The sequence below is a fragment of the Variibacter gotjawalensis genome, from assembly GCF_002355335.1.
GTDB lineage: Bacteria > Pseudomonadota > Alphaproteobacteria > Rhizobiales > Xanthobacteraceae > Variibacter > Variibacter gotjawalensis.
The window spans coordinates 2,389,597-2,409,550 of sequence record NZ_AP014946.1 but is presented as its reverse complement, the minus strand read 5'-3'; the positions used below and the strand labels follow the sequence as shown (position 1 = coordinate 2,409,550).

20 protein-coding genes and 1 tRNA gene are annotated in these 19,954 nt (G+C 63.5%); 8 read left to right on the top strand and 13 right to left on the bottom strand.

Translation table 11 applies throughout. The features are described from left to right. Positions 1 to 64 precede the first annotated feature (64 nt). Complete coding sequence (locus GJW30_RS11680) at positions 65 to 829, top strand: SDR family NAD(P)-dependent oxidoreductase (protein ID WP_096355476.1); 765 nt, start codon at positions 65 to 67, stop codon at positions 827 to 829. Between the two features lie 112 nt (positions 830 to 941). After that, positions 942 to 2,057 carry an AI-2E family transporter gene (locus tag GJW30_RS11675; RefSeq protein ID WP_096355474.1) on the top strand — a complete coding sequence of 372 codons (1,116 nt, stop codon included), beginning with the start codon at positions 942 to 944 and terminating at the stop codon, positions 2,055 to 2,057. A gap of 206 nt (positions 2,058 to 2,263) precedes the next feature. Here GJW30_RS11675 and pheT read toward each other — a convergent pair whose 3' ends face one another. From pheT to rpmI, 6 genes are all read right to left on the bottom strand, one after another. After that, positions 2,264 to 4,681, bottom strand: coding sequence for a phenylalanine--tRNA ligase subunit beta (gene pheT, locus GJW30_RS11670; protein WP_096355472.1), 2,418 nt, complete (start codon positions 4,679 to 4,681; stop codon positions 2,264 to 2,266). Further along, positions 4,678 to 5,058, bottom strand: a complete 381-nt coding sequence (locus GJW30_RS11665) for an endonuclease domain-containing protein (protein WP_245408490.1) — start codon at positions 5,056 to 5,058, stop codon at positions 4,678 to 4,680. Before GJW30_RS11665 ends, pheT begins: the two co-directional genes overlap by 4 nt. A gap of 134 nt (positions 5,059 to 5,192) precedes the next feature. Continuing rightward, positions 5,193 to 6,275, bottom strand: a complete 1,083-nt coding sequence (gene pheS, locus GJW30_RS11660) for a phenylalanine--tRNA ligase subunit alpha (protein WP_096355468.1) — start codon at positions 6,273 to 6,275, stop codon at positions 5,193 to 5,195. 9 nt (positions 6,276 to 6,284) lie between these two features. Further along, complete coding sequence (locus tag GJW30_RS11655) at positions 6,285 to 6,812, bottom strand: DinB family protein (protein ID WP_096355466.1); 528 nt, start codon at positions 6,810 to 6,812, stop codon at positions 6,285 to 6,287. 71 nt (positions 6,813 to 6,883) lie between these two features. Then, positions 6,884 to 7,249 (bottom strand): 50S ribosomal protein L20, encoded by a 366-nt coding sequence (gene rplT / locus GJW30_RS11650; protein WP_096355464.1) that lies wholly within the window; start codon positions 7,247 to 7,249, stop codon positions 6,884 to 6,886. Positions 7,250 to 7,311: 62 nt separating this feature from the next. After that, entirely contained in the window at positions 7,312 to 7,512 is a 201-nt protein-coding gene (rpmI, locus tag GJW30_RS11645) for a 50S ribosomal protein L35 (RefSeq protein WP_096355462.1), read from the bottom strand. 396 nt (positions 7,513 to 7,908) lie between these two features. Between rpmI and GJW30_RS11640 the strand changes: the two genes are divergently transcribed. Beyond that, positions 7,909 to 8,130, top strand: a complete 222-nt coding sequence (locus GJW30_RS11640) for a hypothetical protein (RefSeq protein WP_096355460.1) — start codon at positions 7,909 to 7,911, stop codon at positions 8,128 to 8,130. A gap of 207 nt (positions 8,131 to 8,337) precedes the next feature. Here the strand turns inward: GJW30_RS11640 and GJW30_RS11635 are convergent, their stop codons facing one another. Beyond that, positions 8,338 to 9,075, bottom strand: a complete 738-nt coding sequence (locus GJW30_RS11635) for a DUF4339 domain-containing protein (RefSeq protein WP_130364899.1) — start codon at positions 9,073 to 9,075, stop codon at positions 8,338 to 8,340. A gap of 105 nt (positions 9,076 to 9,180) precedes the next feature. Between GJW30_RS11635 and GJW30_RS11630 the strand changes: the two genes are divergently transcribed. Continuing rightward, on the top strand, positions 9,181 to 10,389 hold the full coding sequence (locus tag GJW30_RS11630) for a mandelate racemase/muconate lactonizing enzyme family protein (RefSeq protein WP_096355456.1): 1,209 nt from the start codon (positions 9,181 to 9,183) through the stop codon (positions 10,387 to 10,389). A gap of 72 nt (positions 10,390 to 10,461) precedes the next feature. Here GJW30_RS11630 and infC read toward each other — a convergent pair whose 3' ends face one another. The 3 genes from infC to GJW30_RS11615 all read right to left on the bottom strand — a co-directional run bounded on the left by infC (position 10,462) and on the right by GJW30_RS11615 (position 13,606). Beyond that, entirely contained in the window at positions 10,462 to 11,001 is a 540-nt protein-coding gene (gene infC, locus GJW30_RS11625; RefSeq protein ID WP_172887639.1) for a translation initiation factor IF-3, read from the bottom strand. A 206-nt stretch (positions 11,002 to 11,207) separates the two neighbouring features. Further along, a complete protein-coding gene (locus GJW30_RS11620) occupies positions 11,208 to 12,398 on the bottom strand; it encodes a glycosyltransferase (RefSeq protein ID WP_096355452.1) in 1,191 nt (396 codons plus the stop codon). A 2-nt stretch (positions 12,399 to 12,400) separates the two neighbouring features. Beyond that, positions 12,401 to 13,606, bottom strand: coding sequence for a glycosyltransferase (locus tag GJW30_RS11615; RefSeq protein WP_096355450.1), 1,206 nt, complete (start codon positions 13,604 to 13,606; stop codon positions 12,401 to 12,403). A gap of 115 nt (positions 13,607 to 13,721) precedes the next feature. On the opposite strand from GJW30_RS11615, the gene GJW30_RS11610 reads away from it, so the two are divergent. Beyond that, positions 13,722 to 14,498: an alpha/beta hydrolase gene (locus GJW30_RS11610; protein WP_245408489.1), complete on the top strand. Its 777-nt coding sequence runs from the start codon at positions 13,722 to 13,724 to the stop codon at positions 14,496 to 14,498. Here the strand turns inward: GJW30_RS11610 and queG are convergent. Both queG and GJW30_RS11600 read right to left on the bottom strand, forming a co-directional pair. Next, positions 14,495 to 15,610: a tRNA epoxyqueuosine(34) reductase QueG gene (queG, locus tag GJW30_RS11605; protein WP_172887637.1), complete on the bottom strand. Its 1,116-nt coding sequence runs from the start codon at positions 15,608 to 15,610 to the stop codon at positions 14,495 to 14,497. The genes GJW30_RS11610 and queG overlap by 4 nt on opposite strands. Continuing rightward, entirely contained in the window at positions 15,526 to 16,218 is a 693-nt protein-coding gene (locus GJW30_RS11600; protein ID WP_096355446.1) for a glutathione S-transferase family protein, read from the bottom strand. The genes queG and GJW30_RS11600 overlap by 85 nt, the downstream gene beginning before the upstream one ends. Positions 16,219 to 16,467: 249 nt before the next feature. Here GJW30_RS11600 and GJW30_RS11595 point away from each other — a divergent pair, with 249 nt between their 5' ends. Further along, on the top strand, positions 16,468 to 17,271 hold the full coding sequence (locus GJW30_RS11595; protein ID WP_096355444.1) for an undecaprenyl-diphosphate phosphatase: 804 nt from the start codon (positions 16,468 to 16,470) through the stop codon (positions 17,269 to 17,271). A 1-nt stretch (position 17,272) separates the two neighbouring features. Here GJW30_RS11595 and GJW30_RS11590 read toward each other — a convergent pair whose 3' ends face one another. Next, the gene (locus GJW30_RS11590) at positions 17,273 to 18,244 is read right to left on the bottom strand and encodes a complex I NDUFA9 subunit family protein (protein ID WP_245408488.1); all 972 of its coding nucleotides are present in this window, start codon (positions 18,242 to 18,244) and stop codon (positions 17,273 to 17,275) included. A gap of 200 nt (positions 18,245 to 18,444) precedes the next feature. Here GJW30_RS11590 and GJW30_RS11585 point away from each other — a divergent pair. Both GJW30_RS11585 and GJW30_RS11580 read left to right on the top strand, forming a co-directional pair. Beyond that, a tRNA-Leu gene (locus GJW30_RS11585) sits at positions 18,445 to 18,529 on the top strand. Positions 18,530 to 18,919: 390 nt separating this feature from the next. Further along, complete coding sequence (locus GJW30_RS11580; protein WP_245408487.1) at positions 18,920 to 19,954, top strand: iron ABC transporter substrate-binding protein; 1,035 nt, start codon at positions 18,920 to 18,922, stop codon at positions 19,952 to 19,954.

Genomic DNA, 19,954 nt, shown 5'->3' with positions numbered 1-19,954 from the left:
GCGGCTTGAAGTGCCCTCACCCATATGACTTATTGCGCCCCACAATTATCGTAGAGAGGAAAAGATGGACCCCAAAGGATTAGCAGCGATCGTGACGGGCGGCGGCTCGGGCCTCGGCGCGGAGACCGCGCGGCAGCTCGCGAAGGCGGGCGCGAAAGTCGCCGTGTTCGATCTCAATCAGGAAGGCGTCGATGCGGTCGCCAAGGAGATCGGCGGCATCGGCCTCAAATGTGATGTCACCTCGAGCGACAGCGCCACGGCTGCCATCGCGAAGGCGAAGGAAGCGCATGGCGCGGCCCGCATTCTGATCAACTGCGCGGGTGTCGGCACGCCGAAGCGCATCGTCGGGCGTGACGGCCCGATCCCGCTCGCCGACTTCGAAGCGGTGGTTCGCGTGAACCTGTTCGGCACGTTCAACATGCTGCGCCTCGTCGCGGCGGATGCCAGCAAGCTCGATCCGGTCGATGCGGATGGCGCGCGCGGCGTTGTCGTCAACGTCGCGTCGGTCGCGGCCTTCGACGGTCAGATCGGCCAAGCGGCTTATGGTTCGTCGAAGGGCGCCGTTGCGGCTCTGACGCTGCCCGCCGCGCGCGAACTCGCGCAGTTCGGCATCCGCGTCATGGCGATCGCACCCGGCATCATCTCAACGCCGATGCTGAAGGGCCTGCCCGAGCCGGCGCAGAAGAGCCTCGGCACGCAGGTGCCCTTCCCGGCCCGTCTCGGCGAACCGTCGGAATTCGCCTCGCTGGTGATGCACATCGTGTCGAACCAGTATCTCAACGGCGAAGTCATCCGCATGGACGGCTCGATCCGCATGGCGCCGAAATAACAAGCGTCCGTACGCTTTCGATCATAACGGCCGGCATTCGCCGGCCCTTTTTATTTGCGCCGGCCTGAAACCAACCCGACCGGAAATCGTTACCGCCGCGGGACGAATAAAAATGCCGCAGACAGCGCACAAACCGAAGCCGGTCGACGCCGCTAAGCCGCTCAACGACAGCGTTGAGCCGCGCCGCGCGGGCGAACCGCGCTTCAATCTCGATCTGCTCGATCTTTCGCGCCTCGCGATCATCGTGATGGGCGTCATCGTGGGCGTGACGGGGCTGAAATACGGCCGCTCGATCATCATGCCGGTGCTCGGCGCGCTTATTCTCGCGATCACCATGCGGCCGCTGCAGCGATACGGCCGCAAACTTTATCTGCCTGACGCGGTGACCGCGCTGATCATCATAGCCGGCTTCGGCGGCTTGCTCTTCCTGGGCGTGACGCTTTTGAGCGCGCCGGTCGGCGACTGGGTCGCAAATTCGGGCGACATCAGCACCAAGATCAAACAGAAGCTCTCGAGCCTCGATGCGCCGCTGGAGACTTTCCGCGAGCTTTCGAAAGCACTCGGTGGCGGTGGCCCTGCGGTGAGCTTGGAAACCGGTTTCGCGACCTTCGCGCAGCAGGCGCTTGGCATTCTCTCGCCGGCCGTGACCGAGTTCATCGTGTTCTTCGGCACGCTCGTATTTTTCCTGGTCGGCAACGAAACGCTGCGCAAACGCACCATCAAGGCGATGTCGTCGCGCGAGGATCGCCTCAGCGTCATGCGTGTCTGGAACGACATGGAAGAAGCGCTCGTGCGCTATCTCGGCACCGTGACGATGATCAATATCGGGCTCGGCATCGCGAGCGGATTGATGCTGTGGGCGATCGGCTTTCCGTCGCCGTTGGCGTTCGGCGTTCTAATCTTCTGCCTCAACTACATTCCGTATCTCGGGCCCGCGATCTTCGCGATCGTTCTTACGGGCGTCGGCATCGTCGCATTCCCGACGATCGGCGGCGCGTTGCTCGCGCCCGCGCTGTTCGTTGCGATTGCGACGGTCGAAGGACACTTCATCACGCCGAGCATCATCGGCCACAGGCTGACGCTGAGCCCGTTCTTGGTTTTTCTATCGGTCGCGTTCTGGACGTGGCTGTGGGGGCCGTTCGGCACGTTCCTCGCGACGCCGCTGCTCATCGTCATGATGGTGATGACGGAGCACCTGCGCTCCAGCGGCGAGAAGTCGCTGCCTTAGCGGACATCATTGCTCGGTGGCTGCGGTTCTAGCGTCCCCTCTCCCGCAGGGTTCGCTTCGCGAACCGGGAGAGGGTTAGGGTGAGGCAAGCGAAATATTCCGAGTTCGCGACGTCCCCTCACCCGGCTCGCTGCGCTCGCCACCCTCTCCCGTAAACGGGAGAGGGATAACCCAGCCGCAGCTCAGCATTCAGAATTGCGCGGACGCTAACCTCGCAGCACGGCACCGGTGCGTTTCGACACTTCCGCAACAATCTTCGCGCCGACCGCATCGATCTCCTGATCGGTGAGCGTCTTCTCACGCGGCTGCAGCGTTACGGCGATGGCGACCGACTTCTTGCCGGGCTCGACGCCAGTGCCTTCGTAGACATCAAAGATGCTGATGCCGGCCAACAACTTCTTCTCGGCGCTCTGCGCGGCGCGGAGAATGTCTGCCGCCTTCACGTTGCGATCGACGACGAACGCGAAATCTCGCTCGACCGGCTGGAAGGCCGAAAGATCGAGCACCGGCTTCGCGCGTGTCGGCTTCTTCTTTGCTTCCGGCACGCGATCGAGCACAACTTCGAAGGCCGCGATCGGGCCATCGACGCCGAGTGCTTCAAGCGCCTTCGGATGCAATTCGCCGAAGTGGCCGAGCACATTCTGCGGTCCGATCTGGATCGTGCCGGAGCGGCCCGGATGAAACCATGCGGGTCCACCCGGAACGATCTGCAGCGCATTCGGCGACGCACCGGCCGCAACCAGCACTGCGAGCGCGTCGGCCTTCGCGTCGTAGACATCGACATTGCCGGCCGAGCCCGACCAGAAACGCCCGCTGCCTGACGCGCGCGCTTGTGCGTTGCGCACGCCGGTCGCGACGATGAATTGATCCTCCGGCTTATCACCCTTGAAAATCGCGCCGACTTCGAACAGCGCGACGTCGGCAAAGCCGCGGTCGCTGTTCTTCTGTGCGGCGCTGGCGAGGCCCGGAATGATGCTGGGGCGCATGTCGGAGAGTTCGGCCGCGATCGGGTTAGCGAGCGAGAGCGATACATCGCCACCGCCAAACTGCTTGGCCTGCTTCTCGGAAACGAACGACCACGTCACGGCTTCGGTCATGCCGCGCGAGGCGAGCGCGCGCTTGGCTTTCCGCGTGCGAATCTGGATCGGCGTCAGCACCGGCTTGCGCGGCGCATCGCCGCGTTCGAACGGCACCGGCGCGATGTTGTCGACGCCAGCGATGCGCATGATCTCTTCAACGATGTCGGCTTTGCCTTCGACATCGGGACGCCATGTCGGCGCGGTGACCTGCCAGCGCGCGCCCTCGCCCTTCACGGCGAAGCCGAGCGCCTCAAGCGTCTTGCGTGCGTCAGTGTCCGGCACATCGAGACCAGCGAGACGTTTGGTCTCGCTGACCGGGAAGTCGACGACGGTTTGCGGCGCGCTTTCGTCACCGACGACGATCAGTTCCGACGGTTCGCCGCCGCAGAGATCGATGACGAGCTGGGTCGCAAGTTCAGCGCCCGGCGAATTGAAAGCTGGATCGACGCCGCGCTCGAAGCGATAGCGCGCGTCCGTGTTGATGCCGAGCTTGCGGCCGGTCTGCGCGATGTTGTTCGGCACCCAGAGCGCCGACTCGATCAACACGTCGGTGGTCGTGTCGGAGCAACCGGTTTCCTCGCCGCCCATCACGCCTGAGAGCGACTCGACGCCCTTCTCGTCCGTGATGACGCAGATCGACGGATCGAGCTTGTAAGTGCGGCCGTCGAGCGCGAGCAGTTCTTCGCCCTCTTTCGCGCGGCGCACCGTGAGATTGCCGTTCACCTTCGCGGCGTCGAACACGTGCAGCGGACGGCCGCGATCGAACGTCACGTAGTTGGTGATGTCGACGAGCGCGTTGATCGGACGAAGGCCGATCGCTTTGAGACGCTTCTGCATCCACGCCGGCGACGGGCCGTTCTTCACGCCTTTGACGAGACGCAGCGCGAAGGCCGGGCACAGCGACGATGTTGAAGCGAAGTCGAGCTTCACGCTGACGGGGCACGGGAATTTTCCCGCGATGTTTTTGACGCTGCCGTCTTTCAGTTTGCCGAGGCCGGCGGCCGCGAGATCGCGCGCGATGCCGTAGACGCCGGTCGCATCCGGACGGTTCGGCGTCAGGTTGATCTCGATGACGGGATCGTCGAGCTTTGCGTAAGTCGCGTAAGGCGTGCCGACCGGTGCGTCGTCCGGCAGATCGATGATGCCGTCGTGATCGTCCGACAATTCCATCTCGGCTTCGGAGACGAGCATGCCGCGGCTTTCAACGTCGCGGATCTTGCCGATGCCGAGCGTGATCTTCTTGCCCGGGATGTAGGTGCCCGGCGGCGAGAAGACGCTCTTCATGCCGGTGCGCGCGTTCGGTGCGCCGCAGACGACCTGGATCGGCGCGCCCTCGCCGGTGTCGACCATGCAGACGCGGAGGCGGTCCGCGTTGGGATGCTGCTTCGCATCGACGACGTAAGCGATCTTGAACGCCGCGAGAGCTTTCGCGGGATCCTCGACATTCTCGACCTCGAGCCCGATCGCCGTCAGCGTCTCGACGATCTTGTCGAGCGAGGCGTCGGTGTCGAGATGTTCCTTCAGCCAGGAGAGCGTGAATTTCATAGCTGTTGCTCCGCGCCTGAAGCGCTTGAGTTGGGGTTCCCTCCCCCCTTGCGGGGGAGGGACAGGGAGGGGGGTGTACCGTGCGCGATGATCGCGCGAATGGAAGCGATGACGCCTTCGAGATTCTTCAGAACGTCATCGTTGGAGAAACGAAGGATTGAATAGCCGCGCGATCGCAGCCAACGATCGCGCATCAGATCGCGGCGTTGTTGTTCGGCGAAATCATGCGTTTCGCCGTCAAGCTCGATCGCCAACCGCGCCTCGTGACAGACGAAGTCGACGATGAACGGCCCAAGCGGCGCCTGTCGCCTGAAGCCAAAGCCGTCCACGTGATGAGCTTTCAAGTAACGCCACAGCAGCACCTCCGCGCGCGTCATCGTCGTGCGGAGACGCTTCGCACGGCCGCGTTGCCGATCGCTGACAACGGCGTGGGGCATTTACCCCCCTCCCTGTCCCTCCCCCGCAAGGGGGGAGGGAACGCTCGAACGAGCGCTCCTATTTGAGGCAGCAATCACGTGCTCAGTCCTCCCGCTAGCGTCGGGAAGTCGAGCGGGCGGAAGCCGTAATGCGAGAGCCAACGGACGTCGGCGTCGAAGAAGGCGCGCAGGTCCGGCATGCCGTATTTCAGCATCGCGATGCGGTCGATGCCCATGCCCCAGGCGAAGCCTTGGTACTCGTCGGGATCGAGGCCGCAGTTGCGCAACACGTTCGGATGCACCATGCCGCAACCGAGAATCTCCAGCCAGTCGTCGCCTTCGCCGAAGCGGATTTCGCCCTTGTCGCGGCGGCACTGGATGTCGACTTCGAGCGACGGCTCGGTGAACGGGAAGAACGACGGACGGAAACGCATCTTCACGTCGTCGACCTCGAAGAACGCCTTGCAGAATTCGCGCAGGATCCACTTCAGGTGGCCGAGGTTCGCGCTCTTGTCGATGACGAGGCCTTCGACCTGATGGAACATCGGCGTGTGCGTCTGGTCCGAGTCCATGCGATACGTGCGGCCCGGAATGATGACGCGGATCGGCGGCTTCTGCGACAGCATCGTGCGCACCTGGACGGGCGACGTGTGCGTGCGGAGGAGCATGCGCGAGCCGTCTTCCTTCGGCTTGAAGAAGAACGTGTCGTGCATCTCGCGCGCCGGATGGTCCGGCGGGAAGTTGAGCTTGGTGAAGTTGTAGTCGTCGGTTTCGATGTCCGGACCTTCCGCCACCGCGAAGCCCATGTCGGCGAAGATCGTGGTGAGTTCGTCGATCACCTGGCTGATCGGGTGGATGCGCCCCTGCTCGGCGGGATTCTCGCGGACCGGCAGCGTGACGTCGACGGTGTCGTTGACGAGCTTGGCGTCGAGGGCTGCGTCTTTGAGCGCGGTGCGCGCCGTGAGGAGCGCGGTGTTGACCTCGTCCTTGAGCGCATTGATCGCCGGGCCTTTGGCTTTGCGCTCATCCGGCGTCATCGCGCCGAGCGTTTTCAGCAGCGCCGAGACCGAGCCGCTCTTGCCGAGCGCCGCGATGCGCACCTGCTCGAGCGCCGCCTCGTCTTTCGCGGCAGTGATCGCGCCGAGGATTTCCGTCTGGAGACTCGCGATGTCGGACATTGTTTCGATCTACGCGGTTTGAGGAGAGAGATTGATGAACCGGTCCGGCATCAGCCAGATGTCGGTCTCGTCGGGGTCGGTGCCGGCCGCCGTCAGCATCGCGTGCGCCTGCCCGCGATGATGCGTTTGGTGGTTGAAGAGGTGCGTCACCAGGAGCCACGTCTCTTCGCTGACGTCGCGCTGCTTGATGCCGGAGAACCACGTCGTCCGGCCGCCGATCCAGGCGGCGTCCATGGCGTCTGCCCAGCGCAGGATGCGCGCATCGAGGGTCGTGCGCTCGGCTTGCAACTGCTCCCACGTGTAGTGGGCACCCGCCTCCTTCGGCGGATACGGCGCCTTCTCGATATCGGACCAGCGGCTCATCCACATGCGGTCCGCCCAGCAGAGATGGGCGAGCGTGTCATGGATGGAGCCGAAGAACGCGCCGCGATCACGCCGCCGATCATCGTCGGACAGCGTATCGGCGGCAGCATAGAGCGACGCATTCTGCCACGCGTTATAGCGTGCCATGCGCCGCACATAGCCGATGTCGATCATGGGGTAGCCCCCAAACGACGCCTCGCCGGACCGGACGAGGGTCGCGCCAAGGTGGCGCGACGAAGCAGGCCTTAAGCCGCTGCGGGGAGAGCCGCCTTCGCCTTCTCGACGATGGCACCGAACGCAGCCGGCTCGCGAACCGCGAGATCCGCCAGGACCTTGCGGTCGACCAAGATCTCGGCCTTGGCCAGGCCGGCGATAAATCGCGAATAGGTCAGGCCGAACGGACGGACAGCGGCGTTGAGGCGCTGAATCCACAGAGCGCGGAAGGTGCGCTTCTTACGCTTGCGGTCGCGGAACGCGTACTGCTGCGACTTCTCGACCGCCTGCTTGGCGATGCGGATGGTGTTCTTGCGGCGGCCGTAAAAACCTTTAGCGGCCTTGAAGACTTTCTTGTGCTTGGCGTGGGACGTTACGCCACGTTTGACGCGAGCCATTGAAGCTCTCCTTCAGAATCCAGACAGTGGGTTACGCGTGATTGTTCACGCGGCGCGTGAAGTCAGCCGTTGGGCATCCAGTACTTCTTGATGTTCTCACCGTCGGTCTTGAACGCGACCGTGGTGCCTCGCGACTGGCGGATCTGCTTCTTGGTCCGCTTGATCATGCCGTGGCGTTTGTTCGCCTGGCCCGTCTTCACTTTACCGCTGCCGGTAATCTTGAAGCGCTTTTTAGCGCCCGACTTGGTCTTCATCTTGGGCATTTGGCTCTCCTATCGGCAGCATTGGCCATAGGCCAACAGCCCACCAGAATGGTGCTCGAAATCGAGCGGCTCGGAATTGAGCATTCGCGCGCGCCACGGCAGCCCTTACTGGCCGGGCGGGCGGAAGACCGGGCTTATGGCAGAGCAAATCGCTTTTTGCAACGGTTTCGGGCACCAAAATCGGCATCCCAGAGACCTCCGTTGCAGCCCTATGTTACCGCTCGCTTTTTCTTTGCGAACTGCAGGCCAGAGAGGGCACGGCAGTAAAATTTTAAGCAAGTTCTCCTAGGCTGATTTCAGGGTTGCTTAACCCTGCTGCTGCGGCCGGCGTTCAGCCGCATAGGGTCAACGGAGGCTGTCGCCTCCCGACGATCGCGTAGGAACTGGGAGTTTTGTATGGAGTACGCGTACGCCACCGACGACACTCTGGGTCGTCGCGGAATTTTCAATCCGCTCTTGCTCGCAGTCGCCATTGCTCTAGCCGAAGTGACGAAAATTGACCCACTCGATCTGCTCGCTGCCAGCAACGATGTGCCACCGTTTGTCGAGGATGCGGCTTTCGAAGCTGCACCGACCTACCACAGCGAAGCCGCTTACTACGAATTGAGCGTCGCCTAACCGGCCGCTCCGATTGATTGGCGACACGCGGGCAACCGCTGGCGCCTCTCGAGGCCATGACCTGTTGAGTATCGAGTAAGGGTCATGGCCTCGATTCCTTCTGCCGTCGGCAGCCCGTGAGTTTTGCGTCGGGTTGTCGTCGGCAAACAGTAGGCCCTGATCCCCTCTTGTATTGCGTAGGGGTCAGGGCCTTTTTTGTTTCAGCGCTCAGCGGCCGACGCGGATCGAGATGTAATTGTCCTGCTCGTTGCGCAGCCGGTTCTGATCGAGAATCTCAAGTTGCACCGAGCCCGAAATGCTGGCGCCCGTGAAGGTCAGCACGAAACGGCGATCGTCGATCGGCTGCACGCTCCACCGGCCGTTGAGCGGCGTCGTCTGCGTGTAAGGCCCGCCGCCCGGATTGGCGCCGATCAAATGCCGCGCGCCGCGGAAGTTTCCATCCGGAAAGTAACGCAGCTGCGTGCGGACCGTCAGCCCTTGATACATGCCGGGCTGCTCGACCATCCACTCGCCGGTCATGAATTGTGTCAGGCGCGCGATCGCCTCGTTGTCGCCGGCCGGAGGCGCGGGCGGCATTCCGGGCGCCGGCGCGCCGGCTTGCGCCTGCTGCAACAGCGGCTGCAGCGCCGCTACATCCGAAGCGCGCGTCCAGCGGTTCATCGAATTGGTGAACACCATCGTCTCGCCGATGATCTCGCGCGTGCCGATCTTGCGTGCGATCTCGGGCGGCTGAAACGGCCCCGTCGATTGTCCGTTGACGGCAATCCACATCGGCTCGTTGAGCGCGATACCGGGCGCATTGCCCTGCGGAGGTGGCGGCGGCGGAGGCGGTGGCGGTGGACCGCCGGACGGAACATTCGGTGAGATACTCGGCTGCGCGGCGGCCGGTCCCGCGATCAGTGCGACAACAAGAAGCGTGAGCGCCAACGAAAGCGTCCTGCGCATGCCATTCCCTCTGCGTATTGGTGTTATTCCGGCGGGCCCGCGGACTTTGCCAAGCCTTGCCGCCTGCCGCAATATGGCACTCGGAGCGAACCTCAAGGAACAAGAATGAAAGTCGCAAAGATCGAAACGCTGGCCTGTGACGCAGGCTGGCGCAATTACCACTTCGTCAAGCTGACGACCGACGAAGGCATCGTCGGTTGGAGCGAGTTCGACGAAGGTTTCGGCGCGCCCGGAGTGAGCGCGGTCATCCATAAGCTGTCGGAGCGCGTGATCGGCAAACCGGTCTCGGATCACGAAGTCATCTATGCGGAACTCTACTGCGCGACCCGGCCGGCCGCCGGCGGCGTGATCGCGCTCGCGATGGCGGCGATCGAGAACGCGCTGCTCGACGCGAAAGCGAAAGCGCTCGGCGTTCCGGTTTATGCGCTGCTCGGCGGCAAGGTGCGCGACAAGATCCGCGTGTACTGGTCGCACTGCGCGACATGGCGCATCAATCACCCGGATTATTACAAGCCGGCGATCAAGGATCTCGATGGCGTCAAAGCGATCGGCGCCGAGGTCAAGAAGAAGGGCTTTACGGCCGCGAAGACGAACATCTTCATCTACGACGACAAGAAGCAAAATCCGAAAGGCTATCGTCCGGGCTTCGGCGTGCCGTTCTCGCCTGCCCTCAACGTCGACCGCGACGTGCTGCGAAACTTGCGCATGCATCTCGAAGCGCTCGTCGACGGCGCGGGCGGCGAGATCGATCTTCTGCTCGACCTCAACTTCAACGCTAAGACGGAGGGCTATCTGCGCATCCTCCGCGAGATTGCCGACTTCAAGATGTTCTGGGTCGAGATCGACTCGTATTCGCCGGAAGCGCTCGGCTACATCCGCCGTCAGTCGCCGCATCCGATCTCGTCATGCGAGACGCTGCTGGGCCTGCGCGAATTCCTCCCCTACTTCCGCGAACAAGCAATGGATGTCGCGATCGTCGACACGCCGTGGAACGGTGTGTGGCAGTCGATGAAGATCGCGAATGCGGCGGAAGCGCATGAGGTCAACGTCGCGCCGCATAACTTCTACGGCCATCTCTGCACGATGATGAACGCGCATTTCTCGGCCGCCGTGCCGAACCTGCGCATCATGGAAACCGACATCGACCGCATCGCGTGGGACGACGAACTCTTCACGCATGTGCCGGAGATCGTCGACGGCCACCTGATCATGCCGGATCGTCCGGGCTGGGGCACCGAGCCGAACGAGGAGGCGCTCAAAGCGCATCCGCCGAAGGGCAAGGGCTTGCTCAACTACGGCAGCGAGAAGAAGTAGCGCGCGGACACTGCCGCCAAAAGCAAATGGCCGGGCGAGCCCGGCCATTATCAAAAACGTTGCGCGTCGCGATCAGCGCGGCGCCAGGACCATGATGATCTGGCGGCCTTCGTATTTCGGCTCCTGCTCGACCTTGGCAAATTCGACGACATCGCCCTTCACGCGGTTGAGCAGCTTCTGACCAAGATCCTGGTGGGCCATTTCGCGGCCACGGAAGCGTAGGGTGATCTTGACCTTGTCGCCTTCCTCGAAGAAGCGCTTCATCGCCTTCATCTTGGTGTCGTAGTCGTGGTCGTCGATCATCGGGCGGAGCTTGATCTCCTTGATCTCGACGATCTTCTGACGCTTGCGCGCTTCGGCGGCTTTCTTCTGTTCCTGGAATTTGAACTTGCCGAAGTCCATGATCTTGCAGACCGGCGGCACCGAGTTCGGTGCGATCTCGACGAGGTCGAGGCCGGCCTCTTGCGCGCGCGCAAAGGCGTCGCGAAATTCTACCTTGCCGTGGTTCGTACCTTCCTGATCGATCAGCTGCACATCGCGCGATCGGATCTCGTCATTGATACGCGGGCCGTCTTTCTGGACCGGCGTCGGGGCTCTCATCGGGCGGCGAATGGGTGTCTTCCTTCAGTTGTTTCGAATAGCCGCCGTCCACGCGCCATGAATGTGGCGCCGCAAACGCTCTACTGGAACGGCGGTGAGCGGAGAATTGGTATTTTCCCTCAGGAAGTCAACGGCGAAACGGCCGAACTTCGTCTGTCCCGGCTGCCGAAAGGTTAGTTTTCTGCATCCGGAGGGTGTTTTCGGCCACAGGATGCCGTTCAGGCGCGGGCGGCGGCCGCGACCGACCGGTAAAGTTCGAGCGTCTGAGCCGCCACCTGATCGGGATCGAAGCTGGCGGTCACCCAAGCGCGGCCCCGGCTCCCCATCGCTTCGCGTGCCGAATCCGACATCGCGAGAAGCTTCACGAGCGCTGCCGCGAGTGCGTTCGGATCGTTGGCCGGAAAGCGCAAGCCGGTCGCCCGATCTTCCGGGACGGATGGCGGCGCGAGCACGACATCGGTTCCGGCGCCGAGATCCGACACGACCACCGGGCGCGCCATCGCCTGCGCCTCGAGCACGCCGCGCGAGAGCCCCTCCTCCTGCAGCGACGCCGAGACGACAGCGGTCGCGGCCGCATAGGCAGCGGGGACGTCGTTGAGTGGGCCGGAGAGGCGCACGCAATCGCTCGCGTCTTTCTCGACCACGAGATCCCAAAGCTCGCCGGCATAGCGCGTGCCGGCATCCTCGCTCGCGAAGACGCAGACGAAATCCTTCAGCCCGCGCGCCTTGAGGCGCGTCATCGCTTCGACGACGACGTGATGGCCTTTTCGCCGCACCATGCGGCCGACGACGAGGATGAGCCGCGTATCCTTCTCGACGCCGAGCTGACGGCGTGCCGCGTCGATACGCTCGGGGGATACGCCGCCGGGATCGAAGCGCATCGCGTCGATGCCGAACGGGATGACGGAGAGGCGTTGTGTCGGCACGGCGTAGCGCTCGCCGATGAGCTCGGCGATCTGCTCGCTCACCGCGACAACACGATCGCCGCGCACCATCACGCGGTTGTAGGCGCGCTTGAACGGATTCTGTTCGCGAAAGCCTTTGTACCACGTCGTGATGAAGGGACGGCGCGCGATGCGGGAAGCCAGCCACGCGCTCCACGCGGCCGTGCGGCCATGCGCGTGGATGACGTCGCAGCTTCGCTCGCGCACGATGCGGACCAGGCGCGGCACGTTGGCGAGGATGACGAGCGGGTTGATCGTGCGCGTGTTGAGCTGCACCCATTCGGCACCCAGCCGGCCGACATCCGGCGCGCGCTCGCCGCCATGCGTGACGACGACGACGCCGTGGCCGGCATCGCGTAAGATGCGGACGCTGTCGACGACCGCCGCATCGCTGCCACCGGTGCCGAGGGTCGGCGCGACCATCAGCACGCGAAGCGATCGCGTTGCGGGACTGCTGTCATTCATGATCAGCGCGAGCCTTGCAGCAATTGCTCGTAGACCGCAAGCGTTGCGCCGGTCACATGTTCTGGCGAAAAACGACCGAGCGTGAATTCGCGCGCGTTGCCGGCAAGCTGTTGACGCGCACGCGCATCGAGTGAAATCGCACCAGCAATGCCGCGCGCGAGCGAGATCGAATCGTGTGGCGCTGTGAGCCAGCCGGTACGGTTATGCGTATCGCTGGCGTCGATGAGTTCGGCGTTGGCTCCGACGTCCGTGATAACCACCGGACATCCCATCGCCTGCGCTTCGGCGGCGCGCGCGCTGAAGACGTCGGCGCGATCGGACGGAAGCACGACGACATCGGACGCCAAGTAAGCCGCCGCCATGTCGCCGCTGCGCCCAACGAGACGGATAATCGGCGCGACACCCTGCACGGTGATCTGATGTTCGAGTGCGGCGAGATAATCGCTTTCGGTTCCGGCATCGCCCGCGATGACGAAGACGACGCCGCGCATGCCGCCGTTGAGCAAAATGCGCACCGCATCGACGAGTTCGAAATGCCCCTCCGACTCGACGAGCCGGCCGGGGAGCAGCACGACGCGCGCTTCCGGGCGCACGCGCCAGCTGTCGCGCACGGCAGCGACGCGATCGTGCGTGACGTAAGCCGGATCGAACCAGTAGGTGTCGACCATCGGCGGAATCACGACGATCTTCTGCGGGTCGATATTGTGTTGCCGCGCGATGATGTCGGCGGAATACTGCGACGGCGCGATCACGCGATCGCCTTGCGCCTGCGGATCGCCGCGCACGATCTCGCCGTTGGGATGCTGGTGATAGCTGGTGACGACAGGGATCTTCGCGCGCTTGCCGGCGCCGATCGCGCAGGCCGCCGCGATGGTGCCGTAGGCGTGCATGACCGCGATGCGTTCGTTGCGGATGACCTCTTCGAGCGCCTGCACGTTGCGGCGCCGCGCCATCATCCCGCTCTTGGAGAAATCGAGACGGCTCCACTCGCCGCCCGATGCCTGCAATTCGCCGACGAGCGGTCCTGGGCCACTGGCGACCAGCGCGCGCGAGCCGGCGCGGAGCGATGCCATCGCGAGATCGAATGCGGCACGGCCGGTCGCGTCATCGAGGAGAGCGGGCACGACCTGCAGTACGCTCGCTCCCGCGAGGCCGTGCGCCGCCGTCTGATCTGCCTGCTCGATCGACACGAGACTTTTGCGCTCCATCCCTCGGCCGGCGTGATGCGCGGCGCTTGGCTGTTTGCCTATGCTGCTCTAATTAATCGCATTCTGCGCTGCATATTGCCAGCGCGGACGCTTTTTCTCCAGCCGGGTTCGACTGTTGTCCTCATCAGATCCAATTTTCATCGAAGTCGGCGAAGGTGCGCAAGCGCGGCGTATCGCAGTGCGACAACGCGCCGGAGCGGCACCGGGCCTTGTCTGGCTCGGCGGTTTCAAATCCGACATGCAGGGCAGCAAGGCGCAAGCGCTCGATGCCTGGGCGGGCGAACACGGCCGCGCCTGCACGCGTTTCGATTATTCGGGGCATGGCGAATCGTCGGGCGCTTTTCGCGACGGCACGATCGGGCGATGGCTCGACGAGAGCCTCGCGGTGTTCACATCGCAATGCGAGGGACCGCAAATTCTCATCGGCTCGTCGATGGGTGGATGGATGGCGCTGCTGCTCGCGCGCGCCTTGCGTCAGTGCGAAGATTCGCGCGCATCGCTTGCTGGCATGGTGCTGATCGCTCCGGCGGCGGATTTCACCGAAGCGTTGATGTGGCAACGTTTCCCGAAGGACGTGAAGAAGCAGATCGAAGAGACCGGCGAATGGCAGCGGCCGTCGGCTTACGGTGACGGTCCCTACCCGATCACGCGCGCGCTGATCGAGGAAGGCCGCAATCACCTGCTCCTCGATGGGCTGATCCAGACCGGATGCCCGGTGCGCATCCTGCAGGGCGTGCAGGACCCCGACGTCCCGTGGCAGCACGCGCAAGCGCTCGTCACGCGGCTCGCGCATGACGATGTCGTGATGACGTTGATCAAAGACGGCGACCATCGTCTGTCGCGTCCGCAGGATATCGCGCGGATGTTGCAGGCGGTCGCAGATATCGCCTAAGCCGCCAAGCGATCGAGCGCCCAGCGGGCGGCGTCGCGGACGAGTTCGGAGTCGTCGTTCAATCGCGCCTGCGCGGATGCGGCGAGCGAGGCGTCGCCGGAGTTTCCGATCGCGATCATCACGTTGCGGATGAAGCGGTCGCGGCCGATGCGCTTGACCGGCGATTTGCGGAACAGCGCGCGGAACGCGGTGTCATCGAGCGTTGCGAGATCGGCGAGCTTCGGCGCCGTGAGTTCCTCGCGTGCCGACAGCTTCATCTCGTTCGCAGCCACCGCGAACTTGTTCCACGGACACGCAGCGAGACAATCGTCGCAGCCGTAGATGCGGTTGCCCATCAGCGGGCGCAGCTCGAGCGGGATCGGGCCTTTGTGCTCGATCGTCAGATACGAAATGCAGCGGCGGGCATCGAGACGATACGGCGCCGGAAACGCTTCGGTCGGGCAAGCATCGAGACACGCGCGGCATGAGCCGCAATGATCGATGTCGGCCGCATCCTCCGGCAGTTCCAGCGTCGTCATGATGGCACCGAGGAAAAGCCAGGAGCCGCGCACGCGCGAGACGAGATTGGTGTGTTTGCCTTGCCAACCGAGTCCAGCCGCTTCGGCGAGCGGCTTCTCCATCAGCGCGGCGGTGTCGACGAACACTTTCACGTCGCCGCCCGCATTGGCGATCAGCCATCGCGCGATGGATTTGAGCTTCGGCTTGATGATCTCGTGATAGTCGTCGCCCTGCGCGTAGACGGAGATTGCCGCGCGCTCCTTCGCCAGCAAGGTCTCGCGCGGGTCGCGATCCGGGCCGTAGTTCATGCCGAGCATGATGACGCGCTGAACGTCGGACCAGAGCGCGCGCGGATTGCCACGACGCGGGTCCGTCATCCATTCCATATCGCCGTGGGCACCGTCGGCGACGAAGCGCTTGAGGCGTTCGCTCGCCTGCGGGATCGCGTCAGGCCGCGTGATGCCGACGACTTCGAAGCCGTGTTCGCGCGCGGATTCGATCAGCGCGCGCTTGACGTCGTGCGGATCGGTTAGAAGTCGAGGTCGGCGTAATGCTCCGACGCCGGCACGCCGAGCGCCGTCTCCGCCAGGAGAGGACGGAACGAGGGTCGCGATTTCATCTTCGCGTACCAGTGTTTGACGGCTTCGTTCTCGTTCCAAGGCACTTCGCCCAAATAATCCACGACGGAGAGCTGCGCGGCGGCAGCCAGGTCCGCATACGTCATGCGGTCGCAAGCCAGCCAATCGCGGCTCGATACCAGCCACGTCATATAGGCCAGATGATAGCGAATGTTGCTACGGGCCGCGCGCATCACCGTGGTATCGGGCGGGCCACCGCCCGCTTCCTTCGGCATGACGCGGCGATAAATCTTCTCGCTGACCAGCGGCTCGGCGACTTCGGCGTAGAATTTATCGTTGAACCAGCTGGTTAGCCGGCGAATTTCAACGCGCTCCGCCGGATCTTCGGCAAGCAGACGCCGCTCGGCGAGCAAAAGCCCACGTGTTTCGTCGAGGTATTCCGCGATGATTGCCGGGCCCGGCACCGGCGGACCCGCCTGATCGACGAAAACCGGCGTCGTTCCGGCCGGATTCATGATCAGAAACTCTTCGCGCCGATCCCAAAAGCGCTCCTCGACGAGATCGACGAGAGCGCCGTATTCGCCGAGTGCGAGACGAACAAAGCGTGAATGCGGGCAAAACGGGTAATGATAAAGCGTCGACATCGATACCTTGGCGCCGGAGGAACCGCCGAAACGGCGAAGGCGAATCGTAGAGGCCTAGCTATCGGAAAGCCGTCCGCCGAGGCAACCCACGAAGCCGCGAATATCGCCGCCGAATGGTTGCCATTCGGTTGCCAAAGGGCTGGGTTGCCAAGGTGCTCACCACATTGCCGGACGCGCGTGGTTGCGCCACAACGCTGGCGTTCGCGCCCAGGCCGATTCGGCGGCGCTTCATGGAATGCGAGGGGCCTCATGCTCGACCTCATCAAAGCGGCGTTTCTCGGGGTCATCGAAGGCTTCACGGAGTTCCTTCCGGTCTCCTCGACCGGACACCTTCTGCTCATCGGCCATTTCTTAGGGTTCGAGGACGCCGACTTCGGCAAGACCTTCGTCGTACTCATCCAGCTCGGTGCGATCCTCGCGATCCTCTCGATCTATTTCGGGCGACTGTGGAAGATCGCGATGGCGCTTCCTTACGACGTGTTCGCGCGGCGCTTCGTCATCGGTGTGCTGATCGCATTCCTGCCGGCCGCGCTGATCGGCTATCTCGCGCGCGGATTCATTAAAGGCACGCTGTTCAACCCGTGGGTGGTCTGCGTGTCGCTGATCGTCGGCGGCTTTATTCTGCTGTGGGTCGACCGGCAGGAAATCGCGCAGCGCTTCAACGATGCGATGCGCTATCCGTTGCCGATGTATCTCGGCATCGGCATCGCTCAGTGTCTTGCGATGATCCCGGGCGTCTCCCGCTCAGGCTCGACGATCGTCGCCGCGATGCTGATGGGCTCCGACAAGCGTTCGGCCGCGGAGTTCTCGTTCTTCCTCGCGATCCCGACGATGGTCGGCGCCTTCGCGCTCGATCTGTTGAAGAGTTACGACCAGCTGAGCAGCAACAACATTCTGATCATCGCGGTCGGCTTCGTCACGTCGTTCGTCGCGGGCTGGTTCGTGGTCCGCTCGCTGCTCGATTATGTCTCGCAGCACGGCTTTGCTGTGTTCGCCTGGTGGCGCATCATCGTCGGCGCGATCGGCCTGATCGGCCTCGCGCTGCTCGGCTGATTTAAGCCGCGCTGCTGCGGAACTGACCGGTCCGGCGGAAGCGCCAGAGATACGACGGAACGATCGATGCGAAGGTCGCCGGCTCGATGCCGAGACCTTTGAGCGTCCGCCCATCCTTCTCGGCCGTTTCGGACACGATGTTGTCGTCATGCAGCATGTCGACCTGGCTCGGCGTCAGCGGCGGGTTCGGCAGATACTGGAGGACCTGCGCTTGCAGCCGCGCGAGCGCGAACGGCAGCGGCACGAGCAAGCGCTTGCGCTCGATCGTCGACAGTACGAATTCGAATATTTCGCGCAGCGTCACCGTGTCGGGTCCGCCGAGCTCGTAAGTCTTGCCGTCGATCGTCGTATCTTCGACGAGGCGCGCAATGGCTTCGGCGAGATCGCCGACGAACAGCGGCTGGAATTTCGTCTCGCCGCCGCCGACCAGCGGCAACACCGGCATCATGCGCGCGAGGAAAGCGAAGCGGTTGAACAGCTGATCTTCCGGACCGAACACCACCGACGGACGCACGATGGTCGCTTCCGGCGCGATGCCGCGCACGGCGGCCTCGCCGGCTGCTTTGGTGCGGCCATATTCGCCCGGGCTTTCCGGGTCGGCGCCGAGCGCCGACATATGAATGATGCGCGCGTCGTGCTCGACCGCCGCGTCGGCGATCGCCTGCGTGCCGGCAACATGCACTGCCTCGAAGGTCTGCTTGCCGCGGCCGAACAGAAGCCCGGTCAGGTTGATGACAGCCGAAGCATCGCGCACCGCTAGTTCGACGGAGGCCGGATAGCGGACATTCGCCTGCACGGCGTGGATCTGGCCGACGCGGCCGAGCGGTTGAAGATGGAAGGCGAGATCGGGCCGGCGCACCGCCACCCTGATACGGAAACCACGGCGAGCCAAGGCCCGGACCACATGCCGCCCAACGAAGCCCGAGCCACCGAATACGGTTACGAGCGTGTCAGCGTTGGAACGGGCGTTCACGGGGTCAATCTCCGACAAGTATCTAATCCCTCGCGAATACTCGATCGGCTCTAAAGTGTACATAGGTGTTGCGGCCCGGATTTTCGGCTGCGGGCGGAAATCCGAAAGAGAACCAAAGGCAAGCGTTGACGCGGCCGAACCTCTCGCTTATGTCGTCCCCCTGACCGCAGCCCCTGCTTTGCAGACGGCTGGCGCCTCTTGCCCAGATGGCGGAATTGGTAGACGCACTAGTTTCAGGTACTAGCGGGTAACACCGTGGAGGTTCGAGTCCTCTTCTGGGCACCAATTTTCCCCGAAGCGCGGGCTTATTTGATCACCGACGCAGCGTAAGTCCGCTCGATCATCGGTCGGCGGGGAATCGCCGAGCCTCGCGGCAGAACCGCATCAAAACTCTGCGAAATCACAAAATAAGCTATCGGCGCACGAGCTTCCCGACAGCGCGAACTCGGTCTCGGCCGACGCGTGCGCGTTCTTGTCGATCGCGCGGTAGAGGGAGCCGCTCGCCCGCGCCGGTGAGCGTCGCGCCAGATTACCCGCGCTGCGTAAACATCGATATATCTGCATCGGTATCGCTAAGCTAAATGAACCTGCGCTAACCCATCCCGGAACTTTATGACGTTGGGCGCGGAGCCTAACGTTCCTATACGGTTCGATACGAAACTGCAGGAAGCACCCGTGCCAATCGACCGACGCGGATTTTTGGAAACAGCGGCTCTCGCCCTTTTGTCGCAGGCGACAACGCCGGCTTTCGCACGCGATGCGCACATTGCGGACGGCGCCGGGCGGCGCGTTGGGGTACCCGCGAAGGTGCAGCGCGTGCTGCCGGCCGGACCGCCGGCCGCGATCCTGCTCTACACCGCCGCTCCCGATGTGTTGATCGGCTGGACGCGTACGCCGCGGCCGGACGAGAAGGCGTATCTGTTGCCGGACGCCGCCGACAAACCGGAAGTCGGACGCATCACGGGCCGCGGCAACACGGCGAATCTCGAAGTCGTGCTGTCGCACAAACCGGATATGATTATCGACGCGGGCTCGACAACGCAGACTTACGTCGAACTGGCCGATCGCGTGCAGGCGCAGACGAACATTCCGTATGCGCTGCTCGACGGCAAGTTCGATGCGATCGTGGCGACCTATCGCACACTCGGCCAACTGATCGATCGTGAAGAACGCTGCAATAAACTCGCGACTTGGTGCGAGCAAACGATGCGGACTTTGCGCTCGCGCATCGATCCGATCGCGGCCGACAAACGCCCTCGTGTCTATTATGCACGCGGGCCGCGCGGATTAGAAACGGGCCTTGCCGGCTCGATCAACGTCGAGACCATCGACTTTCTCGGCGCGACGAACGTCGCGCGCGGCGCGCCGGGTGGCCTTGCGCAGGTGTCGCTCGAGCAAGTGCTCGTGTGGAATCCGGAAGTCATCGTGACCCTCGATAAAGCATTCGCGGAGTCCGTCCTTAACGATCCGGCGTGGGCCAGCGTCGATGCCGTGAAGGCGCGCCGCGTCTATCTCTCGCCGCGACTGCCGTTCGGTTGGGTCGACTCCCCGCCATCGGTCAATCGCATGGCTGGGCTTTGGTGGCTCGCAAAGCTCCTGTACCCGACGCTCTTCCCGGAAGATATCGGCGCCCTCACCCGCGAATTCTATGCTCTGTTTTACCAGGTCAATCTGAGCGACGCCGACGTCGCCAAGATCATGAGCGGCTGA